The following is an 18,704-nucleotide window of genomic DNA, read 5'->3' as shown; positions in this document are numbered from 1 at the left end:
TAATATATAGTGTGGTGAATATGAAAAATTACTTTAAGTTACTAGTTGCTTTAATGGGCGCAACGACAATTATTTCAAACGCAAATGCGCAAGATCATTCTGCAGAAGGCGCACAAATCTATACTGATTTTTGTGAAGCATGCCATCAACCAGGTGGTGAAGGATATGAAGATATCTATCCTGCGCTAAAAGGAAATGAGTTTGTTCTTGGCGATAAAGAAGAACTTATTTATCTGCTTCTTGAAGGCCGTGCAGGAATGCCAACCTTCATCAGCGATCTTGAGGTTGACGAACTAACAACGATCGTTAACTACATTCGAAACAGTTGGGGCAATGCAGGCGGTGAGATTACACAAGAAGAAATGGACGTCGCCTATGAAGAAATTGCGGAAGAAGACGACGGCTTCGGTCCTGGTAACTAAAAATTCATGAAAAATCGCAATGATTTCAAACAGATTTCATTGCGATTTTTTTTTAATCCTATAAGCTATCTTCCGTCCTTGCATGAAGATGCTGAAAAATAAATTCCTAGGGAGAAAACAATGTCTAAACTAACTAAAATCGCAGCGGCACTGGTTATCGGTGGTCTAACTGCTTTTTCTGCAAATGCACAAGAAATCGAAAGAACAAGTAAAGGTTTCCTAGATCCAGGTATCGCAATCCCTGCTGGTGCAGAAACATATTACATGAGTGGTAAAGGTAACCACGCGTGGGGCGAAGGTTGCATGACACGCGAAGAGCGCCAAGCAAAAGGCGACGAATGTAAGCCGGGCGATATGTATGAACAAGGTAAAGCAATTTTCGAATCTTTCAAAACTCAGCTTGAAGACGCTGGTTGGTCACTAAGCGATGTTGTTATGCTTCGTATTTATGGTGTACCGGGTGAAGACGGCAAAGTTGATTCAGCAGCATTCAACAAAGCATACCGTGAATATTTCGGTGAAAATTCAACAAGCGGTAACACAAACCTTCCATCACGTACATTCGTAGGTATTCATTCACTTGTTGTACCAGGTTGGTTGGTTGAAGTTGAAGCACGCGCCATCCGCATGCCAAAATAATAAGATACGAAGGAAGAAATCATTATGACTAAATTCTTTAAAATTGCACTTGCTGCCTTTGCTGCGCTAACCGTGACTGCAAACGCACAGGAAATTACACGTATCGACGAAGGTCGTCATTTCTATTCAACGATCGAAGTACCTGCTGGTGCGGATCAGCTTTATGTATCTGGTAAAGGCCCAGGCGCCATTAACCCAGACGCAGAAGGTGTAGCACGTTACGGTTCAACAGAAGAACAAGCACGCAGCACATTCACAAAGATCAAAGAAGCCGTTGAAAAAGCAGGCTGGAGCATGAGTGATCTTGTAATGGTTCGTGTGTATCTTGTTGCTGATCCGGCAATGGGTAAAATGGATTTCGCAGGTTTTAACACTGCATACCGTGAATTTTTCGGTACAGAAGAAAATCCAAATAAACCAGTTCGTGCCGTTGTTGAAATTTCCGGTCTGGCTGTTGATGGCTGGCTCGTAGAAATCGACGTACGTGGTGCGAGAACCAAATAAACTTCAAGTTAATTCTTGATTGCAAAAGAAAAGACGCTGATTATTTTCAGCGTCTTTTTTATTTTACGACTCTCAATTTCTTAACCCTGATATTTCCCCGGTCTGTCGGTTTGACCCGGTTCCATTTGCGGCAATAATGCCGGGCAAGCATCCCCCATATTTTCACCGGTGGTTTTTACATCCACAAATACAGTCGTTGCATTGGCAACCATGCCATTTATACCGTCCTGATCAAGGGTGTCTGCTTTCACATGCTCAACAAAAATCGGATAAATCATCCCCGCTTTTAATTGATCCGCATGCAGGCGGTATTGAGTTTCACGAAATGTCATCGCCCCACGATCCGTGAACGCCGTACCGCTATGATCAACGCGGTTACCGTGACAATCTGTAACGGATACAAAAATCATATCATCGATAATACCGTTCGGATCAGCACGCCCACTGCTAAAGGGTGACCATGTTATTGTCAGGTCTTTATCCGGATTAATATTATCCTGCGAAACCGGAATGCCGCCTTGTTTAAAAGTGACCTTGATGAAATCAGGAATGGTTCTATCCCCATTTTCACCACCGACCATAAATTTCAAATCATGGTTTTTACCGTCGCTGGTTTTAAAATTATAATGATATTCACCATCAGGATATTTGACGTCCATTTCTTCACGGGTTTTATAACGATCCCCTTTTACCTTAAGCATGTTATCAATAAGATCAAAATCCACGGTTTTACCGTTACCGGTAAACTTGGCATCGGTTACCGATCCGCCTTCTTTGATGAATAATTCAGCATAAAAATGATAATTTAAAACCTTGGTTTCACCGTCATTCATCTGCCTCAAGTTGACGGCCTTGCCAATTGGAATAAATGAAATATCAGGATGGCTATCCTGCGCCATTACGGGCAGGCTTAATGATAAAAGAGCCGTCGTTAAAAGTAACCTTTTCATCGGTTCATCCACTGGAAAAATTCAACCGTATAACCACCCGGGTCACGGATCAGGAAGGCACGAATTGGTGTACCCTGATGGGTTTCGATTTCTTTTTCAATTTTGATGTTCTTGGCATTCAGGATCGCACCATACCAATCATCAACACTTTTTGAAACAATGCTGACCATCACCGCACTATCCGGGTTGGGTTTATGAAAACCACCATCGCTGTCTTTCACGACCCCAACGAACGCACCGGCGTTAAGCTTATAAATTTTAACCCAGTCATCATCATATGTGGCTTCTAATGACAGATCACGACCATAGAAATTAACGGCCTTTTCCCAATCATCTGCTGAATAATAAAGCATTGTGATTTGTTCATCGATTGTTGGTAAATCCATGGTTCCTTTTAAGCTCCTGTCTGTTTGTCCTTTGTCCATCTGAACCGGCAGTTCCGTGCACTGCAAACCGCCAACATTTTCCCCTGTCGTATTAAAATCCAAGAAAGACGTGGATGCATAAGTGGCAATGGTTGGTACATTGCCCACATAATTTGTGTCCATCACCGCATGTTCAACGGAAACTGAATATACTTCGCCGGGATTAAGAAGATCCGCGCTAATGGTCACATCCGTATCAGCGTAGGTCAAATGCGCCCCGCCGCCAAACGGCACACCAGAATGGGATATTTTTTCGCCCTTGCAGTTCCCAACCACCGCGAACACAAGATCATCAACAAAGCCATTTTCGTCCGAGCCCCCCTCTGTAAATGGTGTCCATGAAATATTAAGGTCCTTTTCCGGATCAATATCATATGAATTCACGACACCGCCGTCTTGCTTGAATGTAATCACGGGCGCCGCAGGGATACGGGTTTTTCCGTCTGCTTTCTTGCTTAAATTCACAGGGATATTAAGGGTATTATTCCCCGTTTCCGTATAGGTAAAATTATAATCCCCATCTGGATATAATGCATCGAGATCGGCTTCCGTTTCATAACGGCCGCCATGCGTTTCAAGTACGCTTGGGTGATCCGCGAAATTCATGGTATCAATGCCCGCATTGGCAAGGGTTCCATCCGTAACCGCGCCGCCCTCTTTCACGAAAATTTCAGCGAAGAAATGATAATTGATCATTTCCTGATTTTCAGAATTTCGGTCTTGTCTGTAATTGGCGGTTTTACCCACCACAAGAAACTGCGTGTCACTGCTGTTCACCGTGCTATCTTGCGCACAAGCCATCACGGACATAGAAGATAAAACAAGTAACGACGTACCCCATTTTTTAAGCATTAGTTATTCCCATTATTTTATTTTAGGTTTATGTTCAAACCTTAACGTAAATGAGTGACAGAATAAAGATATAACACATGGCAAAAACTTCTAAGGAAATGGTCCAGGCCGCAAATGCGGAAATTGAAACCATCAGCGTGGATCAGGCAAAATCAATGCTTGATGATCCCAATAACACATTCGTGGATATTCGCGATGTGCGTGAACTGGACGCGGAAGGAACCATTCCCGGCGCATATCATATGCCGCGCGGCATGATTGAATTTTGGGCCGATCCGCAAAGCCCTTATTACAAGAAAATTTTTGCCTCCGGTAATAAGTTCATTTTTTACTGTAAATCTGGCTGGCGCAGTGCACTTGCGACCAAGGCCGCACAAGATGTCGGCGTGGAAAATATCTGTCACATCGATGGCGGTTTTAGCAAATGGGTTAAGGAAAATGGCGCCGTTGTGCCAAAACGCGCCGGAAAATCACCCGCCGTTAAAGAGGGCATTTATGATCTGCTGCCGTTTGTGGTTAACCCGGACAATATCGCAAGGTTCGATGGCGATAAAGTGCTGATCGGTGACCGCCGCAAATACCCATTTGAAAAGGTCATGCATGAATGCGCATCCGTCACCGATGTCGCCACCGCAATTAAAGACATGGTCACACAAGGAAGCGGCCCATGGATGGCGGCGGTTAATGCATTACGGTTTGTTGCAAATGACGGGCCGGATGCGTTAAAAACGGCCCGCGATGAATTGGTCGCCACCCGCCCAACCAACACCGCCATGTCATTACGCCTTGATGAGGTTCTTGAAGCGGCCCGCCTTGCGGACGAAAATGGTATCAGCGTTGATGACGCGATTAAAAATAAAATCGAAAGCATTAAAAACAGCATTTATGATAATTACGCCCTGCGCGCCCGTGCCATGGCCGATGTAATTGATGATGGTGACGGGATCCTAACCATGTGTTTTGGTGAAGCCGGATTTATCCTGTCACTGGCGCTCGCAAAACGTGACGGTAAAAATATCACCGCTTACGTCCCGGAAACAAGACCATACCTACAGGGTGCCAAATTAACCGCGCCAAGCATCACGGAACTGGGTATTGAAGCCAACCTGATCACCGACAATATGCCCGCACACATCATGCGCGAAGGCAAAATCAATAAATATATCACCGCCGCCGACCTAATCACGGTTGATGGCCATGTGTGCAATAAAATCGGCACATACCAAAATGCCATCACCGCGCATGCCCATGATATCCCCTATTTCGCGTTTGCGTGGGGGCGTGACGATAATAAATTAAGCCGCGATGACATCGTGATCGAAGAACGCGACCCCGCGGAAATCAGGCAGGCGCTAGGCCAGCCAACAACCCGTGATGACGTGGGTGCAAGATACCCGACATTCGATATCACACCACCGAAATATGTATCCGGTGTGGTAACCACATCGGGTGTCGTCAGCCCCTACACACTTAAGAATTTAAAGGAATGGTAATGTCAAAAGCAGCAATTCTTGGCGGCACGGGGATTTATAACCTGCCCGGTATCGAAATTGATGAAGTCCGCGTTACCAATGAATATGGTGAGGCCGTCTATTATCAGGGTAAAGGGGATTACGCCGATATCATTTTCATGACCCGCCACGGTGTGGATCACACGACCCCACCCCACCGCGTTAATTACCGCGCCAATATGAAGGCATTAAAAGACGCAGGCGTTAAACGCATCATGGCCACCTATGCGGTTGGGTCCATCACCGCCAAATATCAGGTCATGGAACTGGCGATTATGCGGGATTTCCTTGATTTCACAAATGGCCGTGAATTTAGTTTCTTTGACACCATCGAACGCGGCATCGGCCACGTGGAAATGAGCATCCCATACTGCCCGGTGATGAGCGCCAAGGCAATCGAACTGGCGGATAAACATAATATCAGGGTCAATGACGGTGCCACTTATGTGGCGACAAACGGCCCCCGTTTTGAAAGCCCGGCCGAAATTAAAATGTATCAAATGCTGGGCGGTGATGTGGTTGGTATGACCGGATGCCCGGAAGTATACCTTGCTGGTGAGCTTGGCATGGTAATGGGTGCGGTTGCATTACCCATTAACCTTGCGGCCGGGTTAGAGGAAAAAATAACCATTCACGAGGGCAACATTGATGAGGTAAGAGAAAATATGGTGCGTTTGATGCTGGATGTCTTAAAATCCACCACCGACGATGCGTGCGAAGCACCAATTTTGCTTTAGGGGGATTTTATGCAGGAAACATTTCAAAATATCACACCGCTTGATGATTTTTCAGAAATCTGTGAATGGCTCGCCTTTAAGGGCTGGTCAGAAGCAGAAGGCGGCAATCTGTCCCTTAGGATTGATGCGGAAAACATTCCGGAAATTTTAAGAAATCCTGATAGTGACCCCGTGCCACTGCCGTTAACGGTTGCGGCACTGGGCGGTCAGTATTTGTTGATCACCGGATCGGGCACCCGTTCCCGTGATATTGCCTTAATCCCGGAAGAGGGCGTCGGATTATATAAAATCGCCGACGACGGCAAATCATATCAGTGGATTATCGGCAACAACCGCCCCACCAGCGAAATGCCAAGCCACTGCGCCATTCAAAATGAATTTATGTTAAGCCGCCCGGAATATCGCGCCATTGTCCATACCCATCCGGTAAAATTAATATCGCTGACCCATATCCCGGAATTCCATGACCCAAAGGTCTTAAGCGACTGTATATTAGGACTTCAAAGCGAGGCTCGCATCCAATTACCGGAAGGCATCGGCCACTTACCGTTTCAGGTACCGGGTAGTTTAGAGCTCGGCCTGTTAAGCGCGGAAGAAGTTAAACACCGCAATGTGATCCTGTGGCATATGCATGGCGCGTTAAGTGTCGGCACGTCCCTCACCCACGCATTTGACCAGCTTGAGGTCGTCGAAAAAGCCGCCGATATATTCTGGACATTAAAACAATCCGGCCTAAGCGTCGACGGCATGCGCGGCGAGGACCTTGATAAATCAATGGAATATTTCGGCCGCACCGACAGATATAAAAACGCATTTAAAGATAAAGATTAAATTATAAAAGTATTAATAAAGGTAGACATTAAAATGAGCAAAGACGGAAAAGTATCAAAAGACGCCGGCATGGGCACCATCGTAAACCACGTGGGCGAAGGCATTCATGACCGCCATTCCCATCAAATGCCGATTTATCAGACGTCTACCTTTGGGTTTGACACGGTCGATGACGCCGCCGATGTTTTCGCGGGCCGCGTTAAGGGTTACGCATATACCCGCACCCACAACCCCAATTATGATCATCTCGCCAATAAAATCGCCTATATGGAAGGGATCGATTTAATCAAGGCTAACCCGGACAAAGAACCAAATGAAATCGTCATGGGTAAAGTGACATCATCCGGCATGGGTGCCACATCCGCGGCTGTGCTCGCCCACATCGGCGCCGGTGATAAGGCCATTGTTCAAATGGGCCTATATGGCAACACTTTTAAATTTTTCAATGAACTGGCCCCAAGGTTGGGGATCGAGGTCATGTGGGTTTCCGATTGCAGCCGCGAAGGGTTAGAAACCGCAATCAACGCCCATCCGGACGCCAAACTGGTGTTTGTGGAAACACCGTCCAATCCAAAACTGGAAGTGATTGATTTAAAAGCACTGTGTGACAAGGCCCACCAACACGGCATGTGGGTGTTTGCCGACAATACATTCGCGACCCCATTTCACCAGCGCCCGTTAAATTTCGGTGTTGATGTAATTGTTCATTCAACATCCAAATATATTTCCGGTCACGGCCAAATCATCGGCGGCGCCATCGTCAGCACCCACCTTGATTACATGCACCCTGGCGGACAAGGCGTGGGGTTAACTTATAAAATGCTGGGCGTGGCCCCAAGCCCGAAAGACACATGGCTGATTAATAACGGCCTAAAAACATTTGAAATCCGCATGCAGCGCCACGCGGAAAACGCGCAAGCCATCGCCGAATGGTTAGAAGCCCGTGACGAGGTTAAAGCCGTTTACTACCCGGGTCTAAAATCAAACAAGGGCCATGAAAAAGCAAAAGCGCAAATGATCAACGGTTTCGGCGGCATGCTATCTTTTGAACTGCATGACGGCAAAAACGGCGGCGCGGAAAACGGCAAAGCCTTCACCAATGCCCTGACCGTCCCGACACTTGCGGTGTCACTCGGAAATGTAGACAGCCTAATCCAACACCCCGCCAGCATGACCCACAGCGCCACCCCAAAAGCGGAACGTGAAATCGCGGGGATTACGGACAGCATTATTCGTTTGAGCGTAGGGATCGAGAATGTGGAAGATTTGATTGCTGATCTTGAGCAGGCGATGGGGGTTGTTAGGTAGGAGACAGCAAAAGTTATTGTTTGTAATCGCTATAAAACAAACTAACTCAGTTTTAAGAATCTATCCAATTTTAACTTAGGTGATGCTCTCATTCTATCTTTACGCCCTTTATCATCTGCAGCCCCTGGTTCCACATATGTGAAATTCATAGGCCTAGAATTGTCATATAAACCAACATCAATCATATATGCTTCATATCTTTTACCATCGCTAGGTGCGCAACTTGTATTTATATGGATAATATGAATTAACCTTAAATCTACAAGTTCTTTTAATGCCTGCCTAAACTCTCTAATGTTTTCCAAATCTTCCTTAGAAACTAAAAATACATTTGTTCTATTATCATGATAAACAAAGGTTTTTATCTCTTGTAAATATTTCTCTAATAAATTGGCATCTTCTTCTGAATCTTTTCCGATACCCTCCATTTTTTTTCTAATTGATGAGATTGCTTCATCAGTTACCTGAATCTTATTAATTTTTTCACCTTCAGGCTTTGATTGAATAAGTTTTACAAATAGAGATAAAAAATCTCTCGGTACCCCACCAGAAGCTAAACACAATTGTTTAAATGAATCTCCGGCAAAAATCTCATTTATCTTTAATCCTAATGCGCCACTCTTCTCAATTGAATGCTCTAATAAGAATTTCATAAAAACTTGTAAATCATCAAACTTATCTAATGTATAATCTAAATCTATATCATAAATATCATGACCTAATTCAGTTCCAATATATGAATCATCTTCTTGGACATAAAGAGTACTTCTATGTTTAATTGTAGCTACTTTTAAATATAAAGATGTCCCTTTTGATATTCGATGAAAGAAATCTACAAAATATGCTTGAGTATTCCTTTTTAAAAAATAAAAATCATCTAATATCAAAAAGATAAATTGCCCATCATTGGCTTTGCTATAATCGTTACAAACCTTTTGGTATTTATTTATAGTTAATTTTAAATTTTCTATTTTATAATAGGAAACACTAGTAGAAGTTTCCTTCTCTCTCAACTTTTTTCCTGTTAAACTAGCACTTGCATGTTTACCACTTATTTCACCCGCACCACCATTTTCGGATAGATTTCTTTCTTTTAGGTCAGTTTCTTGAAAATCTGGTTTTTGTATTTCTAAATTAATATCTTTTAATACTTGATTTAAATGTCTTCTAAAGATTGATGCTTTAAAGTTACATTTATAGAGAGGTCTTTCTTCTCTAGAGACCTTAATTAATTGTTCAATCAATGTCTTTAAAACATATAAAATAATATTTGGAAAACTAATATCTTTATAATCTTCTAGATTAATATAAATAAAAGCATATTTTTTTTGGTCATTAATAGAAGATACTAATGATGATTTTCCTGCCCCTCTTCTACCAAAGACAACATGATTTTGCTTAGAAAGTAGTTTCTTTTTAAAATTCTTAGGGTCTACAAAATCCATACCAGAATTTACTGTAGCTCTCAAATTTTCTTCAATATATAAGGTTAATTTTTCAATATTAGACAATCTAGTCCCCCCTTAAAGTAATTTCTAGTAATTCTATTAACAAAATTTGTACGTGTCAAATTTCAATCAATGTATGAAAATCAAATTGCTAGTCTCTACTTGATAATTTTTTCCACTTCGAGGATTCTTACCGCTTGAGTGTGTAAAGTTTCTTTGTTTGATGGGGGCGTTGCCCCCGCGCTCGCGCGCTCCCCCTCCGCGAAAACGTTCGCGCGGCGCAGAAGCGCCGTTCTCAGACCTTGATGATCAAGGTCTTCGGGGGGTGACATTATCGTGAATGATGGTTAAAGTGCAGGTAATTCATTTTTTACCGGAGTTTATTCATGAAAAGATTTGTTGCATTCATTTTAGTGGCCCTGTTTGGGATGGTGCAGATTGCGCAGGCGGATGGGACCTATTATGTGGTGCGTCATGCGGAAAAGCAGGATGGGGATAACCCGATCCTGACCGAAAAGGGCGTCAAGCGCGCGGAACATATCGTTAAAATGTTAAAAGATGAACCGATTTCACGGGTCTTTTCAACGGAAACTTACCGCACCGTAATGACTGCAACACCAACCGCCGCCGACAGGGGTGTCGCGGTTGAGCTTTTCAGCACAGATGATCTTTCCGGCTTTGCGGATATGTTAAAATCACTGGACGGTACGTTTCTGATCGTCGCCCATAGTTCATCAACACCCGATCTCGCGTCACTGCTTTCCGGTACCAAGCAACCAAAACTTGCGGAAACAGATTACGAGCAAATGTTCAAGGTCGTGATCAAGGATGGCAAGGCGACATTGACGCAGTTTCAGACGAGTTTTTAGTTTAATGGGGGGATCTACCGCTCGTGGCCCTCGCTACTTGAGCTCCCCCCGGCCTTACGGCCTCCCCCCTCAAGGAACCTCATTGTTGAAAGCAGTGCTATGACCACATTGATTTTTGATATCATCGGGATGACTGGTGTTGTGATGATTTTAGTTGTTTATTCGTTGGTGCAATTGGACCGTATGGATGTGAAATCGTTGCTTTATTCTTTGGTCAATGCGCTTGGGGCTATATTCATTCTGATCTCATTAACGGTCAGTTTCAACATGGCGTCTTTCGTGATTGAAATTGCGTGGTTGATGATCAGTTTATTTGGTATTTTTCAAGCGATTAAAAAAAGTCGGTCATAATCCGGTTTTGACCTTAAGCCTAACGGTCACGTCATTTTCGGCGAATATGCCTTCTGCTTTTCTGACGTCCTTTTTGATGGGTAAGACATACCCTTCTAAATCTTTGCTTGGGAACATGCTGGTTTCCCATGTGGTATTGCCGATGGTGGCCGTGACCTTCACCGAACCCCAGCCCCGGCGTTTTCGGCCCGTGTTGGCGGGGTCCGTGAAAAAGCGCACTTTTGCGGCCTCTTCCCCGTCAATGGTGATGAAATGCCATGCGCCCTTGCCTTGATAAATCCACATGGGGGCCGTTATTTCAAAATCCAGTTCTTCCATTATGACCCGCTGCAATCATTGCGGAGCGCGACAAGCATTTCAGCGTCCTGTTTATTGGATAATATTTCCTCGTCAGAAAGGCCATCCAGTTCATGGGGAAAAATAAGCCAGTCTTCGGTTTTATGGGTATAATAATCCGGCACGCGGTCGGTCATGTTTTTATTTGGTTTATAATAAACCGTACCCACCCGTAAATCGGTCGGCATGTTTTTGCGCATTTGATTTTTAAGCTCTTCGATGATCGCTTTAATGCTGCGTCCGCTATCAAATACATCATCGAGAATAAGCAAGCTATCATCCGCATTCATATTTTCCACCAGATAATGAAGGCCGTAAACACGGACGTTTTTATCCTGTTTGCCAATACCCGTATAGCTCGCGGTGCGAATGGCGATATGGTCTGATTTTATATCACAGAAATCCATCAATTCCTGAACGGCAATGCCCACGGGTGTGCCGCCACGCCAGACACCGACGATAAAATCCGGACGAAACCCATCGCGGATAATCTGTTCCCCAAGTTTCAGTGACGCGCTCATCAGTTCGTCTGCTGTGATATAAACTTTATCCATATTATTCCCTTTCCCGCGTACTATAACGCCCATAATATAAAAAAGGAATTCCATTCTTGCCGATGATTGATAGAATGCTCGCATGGTTCGCATTGCATTCATTTTGGTGATTATTATTTTGGCGGCTGTCGGTTGGCAGGCGGCATTAGACCGCGACCGTGACCCCAACAGGTTACTGATTGTCGAGGTCAATACATCCGCCGAACGCACCGGATTATTAAGATCACAGCTCGACAGTTTCGAGGCGGAAAACCCGGGTCTTAAGGTCGATGTTATCTCGCTTTCATGGGGGCAGGCCTTTGAAAAATTAAGCATGATGATCGCGGGCGGGCAAATTCCCGATGTGATTGAAATGCCAGATTTCTGGTTATCCCGTTATGTCAGTGCCGGACAAGTGGCCGATATGACGGATTATCTTTCCGGTGAAACATTTGATGCTGATCTGGAACAGGATACCTTTGCATATGGTAGCATTCATGACCGCATTTACACGGTGCCTTATGGTTATTACTTACGGGCGATGCTTTATAACAAGAAAATATTCCGCGAGGCCGGCATTTCAAAACCACCACTGACCATGGATGAATTTTATCAAACGGCCGCGAAGATTTCCGAGCTGCCCGGCACAAGCGGGTATTGCCATCATGGCGGACGCGGGGGTGCTGTTTTTTATTACTGGATCATGAACACGATGAACGGCAAAAATGAATTTTTTGATCAGGATGGCAACAGCACATTTTATGATCAGGGGGCCATTGATGGCCTGACGTTTATTCGTGATCTTTATCAAAACGGCTATGCACCACAAGACAGCCTTAACTGGGGCTTAAATGAAACCGTTTCCGGTTTTTATAGCGGCACCTGTGCCATGCTTCATCAAACGCCCGATGCGCTTACGAGCTTAAGAAAAAGAATGAATGATGATGAATATGCATCGGCGCCAATGCCGCTTGGCCCATCGGGGAAAAGCTTCCCACATTTAGGGTATATCGGCTGGTCCGTGATGGAAGGATCAACGAAAAAGGATGCGGCCTTTAAACTGGTTCGTCACTTACTTGAACGGGAACAGCACGAAGCATGGGCAAGACGTTCGGGACTTGTGCCTATTTATAAGAACCTCGCGAAAGATATATTCGCGGGTGGTGACATTGGCGCAGGATGGCTTGAAACCACACAGGATGACCGCTGGAATTATATGATTAATCCCAATTACTTACCGGATATCGCAGAATTTGACAGCATCGAAGTTGTCCAAAGCGGCCAAGCCATGATGCTTGGTGAACAAACACCGGAAGAAACGGCGCGCGCCTGGGCTGATTTTTTAAGTGCATCTCAAAAAAGGTGGTTAAAGGCCAATGAATAACATACGTGAACCATGGCTTTATCTTGCGCCGACGCTCTTGTTTATATTCCTGATGGTGCTTGTGCCGTTGGTCACGGGGATCACATACGCCTTTTATGATTTTGATCTAATTTCCGGCTCCAAGGAATATGTGGGGTTTGATCAATTTAAACGGATATTAAGTGAAGACGCGCTTTTCACCAAAAGTTTGCTTAATACGCTTTTCTGGACAAGTGCATCGCTTTTTTTCCAATTTACGCTCGGGTTATTGCTGGCGCTTATTTTAAACAGTGGCTTTAAGGGGGTTAAATTCATTCAACCGGTGCTGTTTATCCCCTGGGCTGTGCCATCCTTTTTAATTGGTTTGATGTGGGTATGGATGTTTAATCCGGTGACAGGACCACTGCCATATCTGTTCGAAGCTGTGGGTATATTACAAGAGCCGGAAAATATCTTAAGTGATCCTGATCTTGCCATGTGGGGGCCAATCACGGCCAATGTGTGGTTTGGTATCCCGTTTTTCACCATCATGCTGCTTGCGGCATTAAGGTCCATACCAAACGATATATATGAAGCTGCCCAAATCGATGGCATTAGCGGATTTCAGGCATTTCGCCATATTACAATACCGCTAATTGCGCCAACAATAATCATTACGCTACTGGTACGAGCCATATGGATAGCCAATTTTGCGGAAATAATCATCGTCATGACCAATGGTGGTCCCGCCAATTCAACACAGATTGTCGCCACCTATATTTATGACACCGCTTATCAGGAAATGGATTTTGGTTACGCATCCGTAATATCCATTGCATTGATGAGCCTTTTGCTTGTTTATGGCCTGATATTAGGGCGCATCAGACAACGTATGACAACGTATTTTTAGGGAGGCGGAAATGAAAAGTTCAAAATATGCATTCATTGTCGGTTTTCTTATCTTTACCCTGTTTCCTGTTTTCTGGATGCTGAAAATATCGCTTACGCCAGACAGGCTTTTATTTAGCGAAGGCATTACCACTTGGCCAAGTGAGATAACATGGGATCATTATTACGCCGTGCTCATCGAGGGAAGCTTCCCCGATTATTTCCTAAACAGTTTCATCGTGTCTTTTTCAACGGCCATATTGGTGACCGTGATTGCCTGTCTTGCGGGGTATGGGTTATCACGGTTTAATTTTAAAGGCCGCACGGCCATCATGACTATCTTGCTTATTACGCAAATGTTCCCGATCGTGATGATCATTGCGCCAATTTATAATGTGCTGACCTATATTAATTTGGTGGACCATATCGCGGGACTTATTCTTGTTTATACCGCGTTTAATTTGCCGTTTGCCTGTTTCTTGATGCAGTCATTCTTTGATGGATTACCCATTGAGCTTGAAGAAGCGGCTATGATAGATGGCTATACACGTTTTCAAGCATTAGAAAAAGTCACCATTCCATTATGCCTGCCTGGCATTGGTGCGACGCTTGGGTTTGTGTTTACCGCCGCATGGTCGGAACTTCTATTCGCACTTATGTTCATAAGCCGCCAGTCGCAGATGACTTTTCCGGCTGGGATTATGAATTTTGTCACCAAATTTTCTGTGGATTGGGGGCAAATGGCGGCCGCCATGATCCTCGCACTGATTCCGGTTTGTATCTTTTTTGCATACATTCAGAAATTCATCGTGCAAGGCTTAACCGCCGGCGCGGTTAAGGGATAATCAGCGGTTTAAATATTCCTGTTCAAACAGTGTGAAGCTTTGACGTAATCTATTGGTCAAAATATCTTTATATTTGGCATTGGCAAAACTTGTGGAAATACTATTAAAGCTCATTTGCTGAAGTTCGGCGTAGGTCACATCAGTCGTGCTGACGGCTGCGATACATTCTTTGGAAATATTGGTGTCAAAAATACCGTCGTTATCGGTGGAAAGACTAACAGGAATACCAAGACGCAAGAATTTTAAAAATGGATGCGGCGCAGCATTTTTATCGTGAACACTTAATTGATGATTACTGTTGATATTCATTTCAATACCGATACCAAGGTTTCTTGCATATTCAATATTGATTAAATCTTCATCCAAAAGAACCCCATGACCAATGCGCGATACACCCATGATCATCGCGTCCCTGACGTTACGCGGATCTCCCATTTCCCCCGCATGCATGGTCATCTTTAATGGGTGATCCTGATTTTCCCAATTATAACCACTTAAATATCCATAGGCATTCTGCGCTTTTTCAAGCGCCGGATTGCCGCGTTCAATGGCATAAAGATCGGTCCCGACAATGCTTGTCGATGGATTTTCAGCGAGTAATTCGTTCCATTTACGGATCATTTCCGCGTTCATTTCTGCTGGTAAAAACCTTAACTGGCCAAGGTTCCACCTAACGACCACACCCGTTTCATTAAAGAATTTCTCTGACCAGGCATCAAGCTTTTCAATGCTGGAAAGTTCCGGTGAAAAACCATTGGTAAATTCAATATAACTGATGCCGTGACCTGCTGCGCGGGCGAGGAAATCCAGATACAGTTTTTCCATCTTTGTATCCAGATAATCATCCTCGACCATCCATATGACAAAGGCAAAAATTGCGTCAAACCTAGTAAAATCATGGGATACCGGATCAGTTGGCAAAAAGAAGAAATCTATAAACAGGCTTCTATCGGCATCAGATAAATCAAGGAAATTTGCGCTCCCCGGCAAGCTTCTTAACGCGTCCAGTTCATGATCATATAACACTTGCCCATTATTACTAATGGTGGTGATAAACTTTTCCGGTTCGATCACCGGATTATATTCATTCAATATTTCTTCAATAACAGGTCTGGTAAATAATCCATATGGATGAACATGCAGCATGCCCCCTTTTGGAATAGCATGACAAAATTCTGCGAGTGCCGCGGGATCATTCCGCAGTGGTTCAACATCAATTGCCGATTTTCTGATCGCGGTTGCTTTGCTTGCTTCAATGATCAAACGTTGATTTTCACGAAGCAAGCCCATTTCAATATCGGTAAATTCATCAGAAGGGTCAACTTTTAAAAATTCTTCCCACTCCTCACGTGAAATGGGATTACTTGAATGAAAATTACGCTCTCTAATAAGTTCTTTCGCCTGATCAAATTTTTTAAGATGCGCCGCTAATTTAATATTCGCAAGATCATGTTCAGAACAGGATATAAGTAAACCAGATGATAACGAAATTAAACCAACATATTTCAGTATATTCATTTTATTCAACGGCCTACTCCCACGAATTTATTTTTTAATTATTTTCCGGTAAAAATTGTTCAAACCTTTTTAAGGTTTCTTCACCAAGGCTGTCAAATAATTGTCCCAGTTCATCTTTTACCGGCATCCATTGACCCATGCCTTTTGTATAAATAGGCTGTCTGACTTGTTCGCTGCTGGCTGTTTTTACGGCTCTTTTATTTTTATAAAATTCAAGACAGCCTTCTTCAAAATCAACACCGATATGATCAAGTAATTTTCTGACGGTTGCTTCGGTATTTCTCACCATTTCTTCATATTGGATACAGATCACTTTACCCGGCAATACATTATCCCAATGATCCATAAATTTCAGATAATTATTATAATATTTCCCAATATTTTCAAGATCATAACTATATTCATGTCCACCCGCAAAATGCTGCTTAAAGGCACTATAACTACAATCAAGCGGGTGTCTTCTCGCATCAATAATAATTGCTTGTGGCATTATCTTATGAATGAGGCCGACACGTTCAAAATTGGGGGGCATTTTATCAATGAAAAATTCTTTATTCGTACGGTAAGGTTTCGTTTTTTCGATATATTCCTGACCAAAATTTGCAAGTTCCGTCTCATCGAATTTTTCCACAACTTCCGGGAAATGTTCTTTATATTTTTTACCGCCGAATATTTTAATTTTTCGCTCTAGCTTCGGCAAAGTAGAAAGTTCCATCGTGCCTTCAATTTTGCTATGGCTTGATAATATTTGTTCAATGAGCGTGGACCCCGCACGCGGCATTCCGACAATGAAAATTGGCGTTGCTCCTGCTGGCTGCGGTGCCGCTTGTTTTTTCAAAGTATTTTTCTCATATGCCTTTAAATGCCTATTACAAAATTGATCATTATATTCAGGCTTATAGTCAATGTTTGGACGCATACCATTGGCAATCTTATATTGATCAATAGTTTCCTTGATTTTACCTTCGCTTTCATAGGCTTTCGCGAGTGCAAATGCCACCTGACAACGTTGGGCCGGATCAATTTCTTCTGATGCGATTAACCTTTTCATTTCCATCTTATCTTCTTCTGAAAATTTATAGGTTTTAAGATCCGCAAGCCCCCACCATCCCGCGCCATTATAGGGTGTATTTTTTAAGCAATTTTTATATGCTTCTTCGCTTTCTTTACGGCGCCCAAGAACCCTGTATGCATGTCCAAGCATTAGGTCGACTTTCCCTAACTCATCAACATCATCTTTTACTTTTTCTGCGGTTTTTTCTGCAGCAATCAACGCGTTCTCATGATCCCCTAAATGACCAAAAATTCGGCTTTGAACCCAATAATTTTTATAATTATCATCTGTCTGAACCAGAATGGCTGCCTCGTCTCTCGCGAGTTCATAATCGCCAATAGCTTCATATGCAGTAACGAGTTCATTACGCAAAATCATGTTGGCTGGATGATATTCCAAACAATGTCTTAAAATATCAGCTCTTTCTTCGTGGGCCTCAACTGTACTTGCCAAATGAGCCAACATAAATCCGGCACGTGGGTGCCCAGGTTGCTTTCTTAATATGTCTCTTGCAATTTGCTCAGCAATATTTGGTTTTTGTTCCTGCATCGCTTGTTGCATTCTTTTATAATCTTGATCAAACGGATCATATTTTTCTGCTTCTTCTACGGCATTTACGGCGTCTTTATATTTTTTTTCGTCAAAATATAATTTTCCAAGAAATACCCAGGCCTGATAAAAGTCAGGTTTCAAATTTTTTGCTTTTTCAAAAGAATCTATTGCTTGCTCGTTATTCCCCAGTTTCATCGATGTAAATGCAAGATCTGCATGCGCCGCATATGATTCGGGATAAATAGCGATAATTTGATGCAAAACATCAATTGCCCTTTTTTCTTCGCCTTTACGCATTAAAGCGCTGCTATAAATCGACATGGCCGTTTCATCATTCTTGTTTTGCTTTAAAAATGATTCTAGTTCGTTGATGGCATTATCATAATTATTCTGGCGAATAAGATTCGTAACTGATTGATAAAATTGATGGTCTTGATTGCTCATATAATCTGGTTTCTATGCTGCGAAATGAAATAAAAGATTAGTTTACTTTAAATTAGAAAAATATTATTACAAAATAATATTTCATAACATAATTTAATTCTAAGCCCTTTCTAATCTTGACTTATTGTTGATATACTACAAAAAAATCAACAGATATTATTTATTTTCCAATCACATGCCGAATATTATTTTGTAACTAACATAAAAACGTAACATTGTTTGAAAAAACTAGCAAATGCGCGCTTTTGGAATGTTATATTATAATTATTATAAATTGACCGTGATCACAATTGAATGCTGTAGGCATGATAAGGCATTTTTTATTAAATTGCTGATGAGAGCCGT

General features: G+C 43.0%; 19 protein-coding genes. 12 read left to right on the top strand and 7 right to left on the bottom strand.

Going from position 1 to position 18,704, the window contains the following annotated elements; translation table 11 throughout:
* The first annotated feature begins 20 nt into the window (after positions 1-20).
* From KW060_RS00785 to KW060_RS00775, 3 genes are all read left to right on the top strand, one after another.
* Entirely contained in the window at positions 21-422 is a 402-nt protein-coding gene (locus tag KW060_RS00785) for a c-type cytochrome (protein ID WP_249036572.1), read from the top strand.
* A gap of 120 nt (positions 423-542) precedes the next feature.
* Positions 543-1,061, top strand: coding sequence for a Rid family hydrolase (locus KW060_RS00780; protein ID WP_249036571.1), 519 nt, complete (start codon positions 543-545; stop codon positions 1,059-1,061).
* Positions 1,062-1,085: 24 nt separating this feature from the next.
* Positions 1,086-1,565: a RidA family protein gene (locus KW060_RS00775; RefSeq protein ID WP_249036570.1), complete on the top strand. Its 480-nt coding sequence runs from the start codon at positions 1,086-1,088 to the stop codon at positions 1,563-1,565.
* Between the two features lie 80 nt (positions 1,566-1,645).
* Here KW060_RS00775 and KW060_RS00770 read toward each other — a convergent pair whose 3' ends face one another.
* Both KW060_RS00770 and KW060_RS00765 read right to left on the bottom strand, forming a co-directional pair.
* Positions 1,646-2,515, bottom strand: a complete 870-nt coding sequence (locus tag KW060_RS00770; protein WP_249036569.1) for a hypothetical protein — start codon at positions 2,513-2,515, stop codon at positions 1,646-1,648.
* Positions 2,512-3,792: a VOC family protein gene (locus KW060_RS00765; RefSeq protein ID WP_249036568.1), complete on the bottom strand. Its 1,281-nt coding sequence runs from the start codon at positions 3,790-3,792 to the stop codon at positions 2,512-2,514. The genes KW060_RS00770 and KW060_RS00765 overlap by 4 nt, the downstream gene beginning before the upstream one ends.
* A 77-nt stretch (positions 3,793-3,869) precedes the next feature.
* Here KW060_RS00765 and KW060_RS00760 point away from each other — a divergent pair, with 77 nt between their 5' ends.
* The 4 genes from KW060_RS00760 to KW060_RS00745 are packed head-to-tail and all read left to right on the top strand — an operon-like array spanning position 3,870 to position 8,179.
* Positions 3,870-5,285 carry a rhodanese-like domain-containing protein gene (locus tag KW060_RS00760; protein ID WP_249036567.1) on the top strand — a complete coding sequence of 472 codons (1,416 nt, stop codon included), beginning with the start codon at positions 3,870-3,872 and terminating at the stop codon, positions 5,283-5,285.
* A complete protein-coding gene (locus KW060_RS00755) occupies positions 5,285-6,040 on the top strand; it encodes an MTAP family purine nucleoside phosphorylase (RefSeq protein WP_249036566.1) in 756 nt (251 codons plus the stop codon). Before KW060_RS00760 ends, KW060_RS00755 begins: the two co-directional genes overlap by 1 nt.
* Positions 6,041-6,049: 9 nt before the next feature.
* Complete coding sequence (gene rhaD / locus KW060_RS00750; protein ID WP_249036565.1) at positions 6,050-6,871, top strand: rhamnulose-1-phosphate aldolase; 822 nt, start codon at positions 6,050-6,052, stop codon at positions 6,869-6,871.
* A 33-nt stretch (positions 6,872-6,904) separates the two neighbouring features.
* Positions 6,905-8,179: a trans-sulfuration enzyme family protein gene (locus KW060_RS00745; protein WP_249036564.1), complete on the top strand. Its 1,275-nt coding sequence runs from the start codon at positions 6,905-6,907 to the stop codon at positions 8,177-8,179.
* A 41-nt stretch (positions 8,180-8,220) separates the two neighbouring features.
* Here the strand turns inward: KW060_RS00745 and KW060_RS00740 are convergent, their stop codons facing one another.
* Positions 8,221-9,690 carry a hypothetical protein gene (locus KW060_RS00740; RefSeq protein ID WP_249036563.1) on the bottom strand — a complete coding sequence of 490 codons (1,470 nt, stop codon included), beginning with the start codon at positions 9,688-9,690 and terminating at the stop codon, positions 8,221-8,223.
* 323 nt (positions 9,691-10,013) lie between these two features.
* Here KW060_RS00740 and KW060_RS00735 point away from each other — a divergent pair, with 323 nt between their 5' ends.
* Both KW060_RS00735 and KW060_RS00730 read left to right on the top strand, forming a co-directional pair.
* Entirely contained in the window at positions 10,014-10,496 is a 483-nt protein-coding gene (locus KW060_RS00735) for a SixA phosphatase family protein (protein WP_249036562.1), read from the top strand.
* 99 nt (positions 10,497-10,595) lie between these two features.
* On the top strand, positions 10,596-10,847 hold the full coding sequence (locus tag KW060_RS00730) for a CBU_0592 family membrane protein (RefSeq protein ID WP_249036561.1): 252 nt from the start codon (positions 10,596-10,598) through the stop codon (positions 10,845-10,847).
* Here the strand turns inward: KW060_RS00730 and KW060_RS00725 are convergent.
* Together KW060_RS00725 and KW060_RS00720 are read right to left on the bottom strand one after the other, a co-directional pair.
* A complete protein-coding gene (locus KW060_RS00725; protein WP_249036560.1) occupies positions 10,842-11,165 on the bottom strand; it encodes a DUF1905 domain-containing protein in 324 nt (107 codons plus the stop codon). The genes KW060_RS00730 and KW060_RS00725 overlap by 6 nt on opposite strands.
* On the bottom strand, positions 11,165-11,737 hold the full coding sequence (locus KW060_RS00720) for a phosphoribosyltransferase (RefSeq protein ID WP_249036559.1): 573 nt from the start codon (positions 11,735-11,737) through the stop codon (positions 11,165-11,167). Before KW060_RS00720 ends, KW060_RS00725 begins: the two co-directional genes overlap by 1 nt.
* Positions 11,738-11,819: 82 nt before the next feature.
* Between KW060_RS00720 and KW060_RS00715 the strand changes: the two genes are divergently transcribed.
* From KW060_RS00715 to KW060_RS00705, 3 genes are read left to right on the top strand one after another with little or no spacing between them, the layout of a single operon-like run.
* Positions 11,820-13,100, top strand: a complete 1,281-nt coding sequence (locus KW060_RS00715) for an ABC transporter substrate-binding protein (RefSeq protein WP_249036558.1) — start codon at positions 11,820-11,822, stop codon at positions 13,098-13,100.
* On the top strand, positions 13,093-13,968 hold the full coding sequence (locus tag KW060_RS00710) for a carbohydrate ABC transporter permease (protein WP_249036557.1): 876 nt from the start codon (positions 13,093-13,095) through the stop codon (positions 13,966-13,968). Before KW060_RS00715 ends, KW060_RS00710 begins: the two co-directional genes overlap by 8 nt.
* 10 nt (positions 13,969-13,978) lie before the next feature.
* Positions 13,979-14,791 carry a carbohydrate ABC transporter permease gene (locus KW060_RS00705; RefSeq protein ID WP_249036556.1) on the top strand — a complete coding sequence of 271 codons (813 nt, stop codon included), beginning with the start codon at positions 13,979-13,981 and terminating at the stop codon, positions 14,789-14,791.
* Here the strand turns inward: KW060_RS00705 and KW060_RS00700 are convergent, their stop codons facing one another.
* The gene (locus tag KW060_RS00700; protein WP_249036847.1) at positions 14,792-16,309 is read right to left on the bottom strand and encodes an amidohydrolase family protein; all 1,518 of its coding nucleotides are present in this window, start codon (positions 16,307-16,309) and stop codon (positions 14,792-14,794) included.
* A gap of 34 nt (positions 16,310-16,343) precedes the next feature.
* Positions 16,344-18,359: a tetratricopeptide repeat-containing sulfotransferase family protein gene (locus tag KW060_RS00695; protein ID WP_249036555.1), complete on the bottom strand. Its 2,016-nt coding sequence runs from the start codon at positions 18,357-18,359 to the stop codon at positions 16,344-16,346.
* Positions 18,360-18,704: the final 345 nt, after the last annotated feature.

It is taken from the genome of Pseudemcibacter aquimaris (assembly GCF_028869115.1).
GTDB classification, from domain to species: Bacteria; Pseudomonadota; Alphaproteobacteria; order Sphingomonadales; family Emcibacteraceae; genus Pseudemcibacter; species Pseudemcibacter aquimaris.
This window is presented reverse-complemented; position numbering and strand designations above follow the sequence as displayed.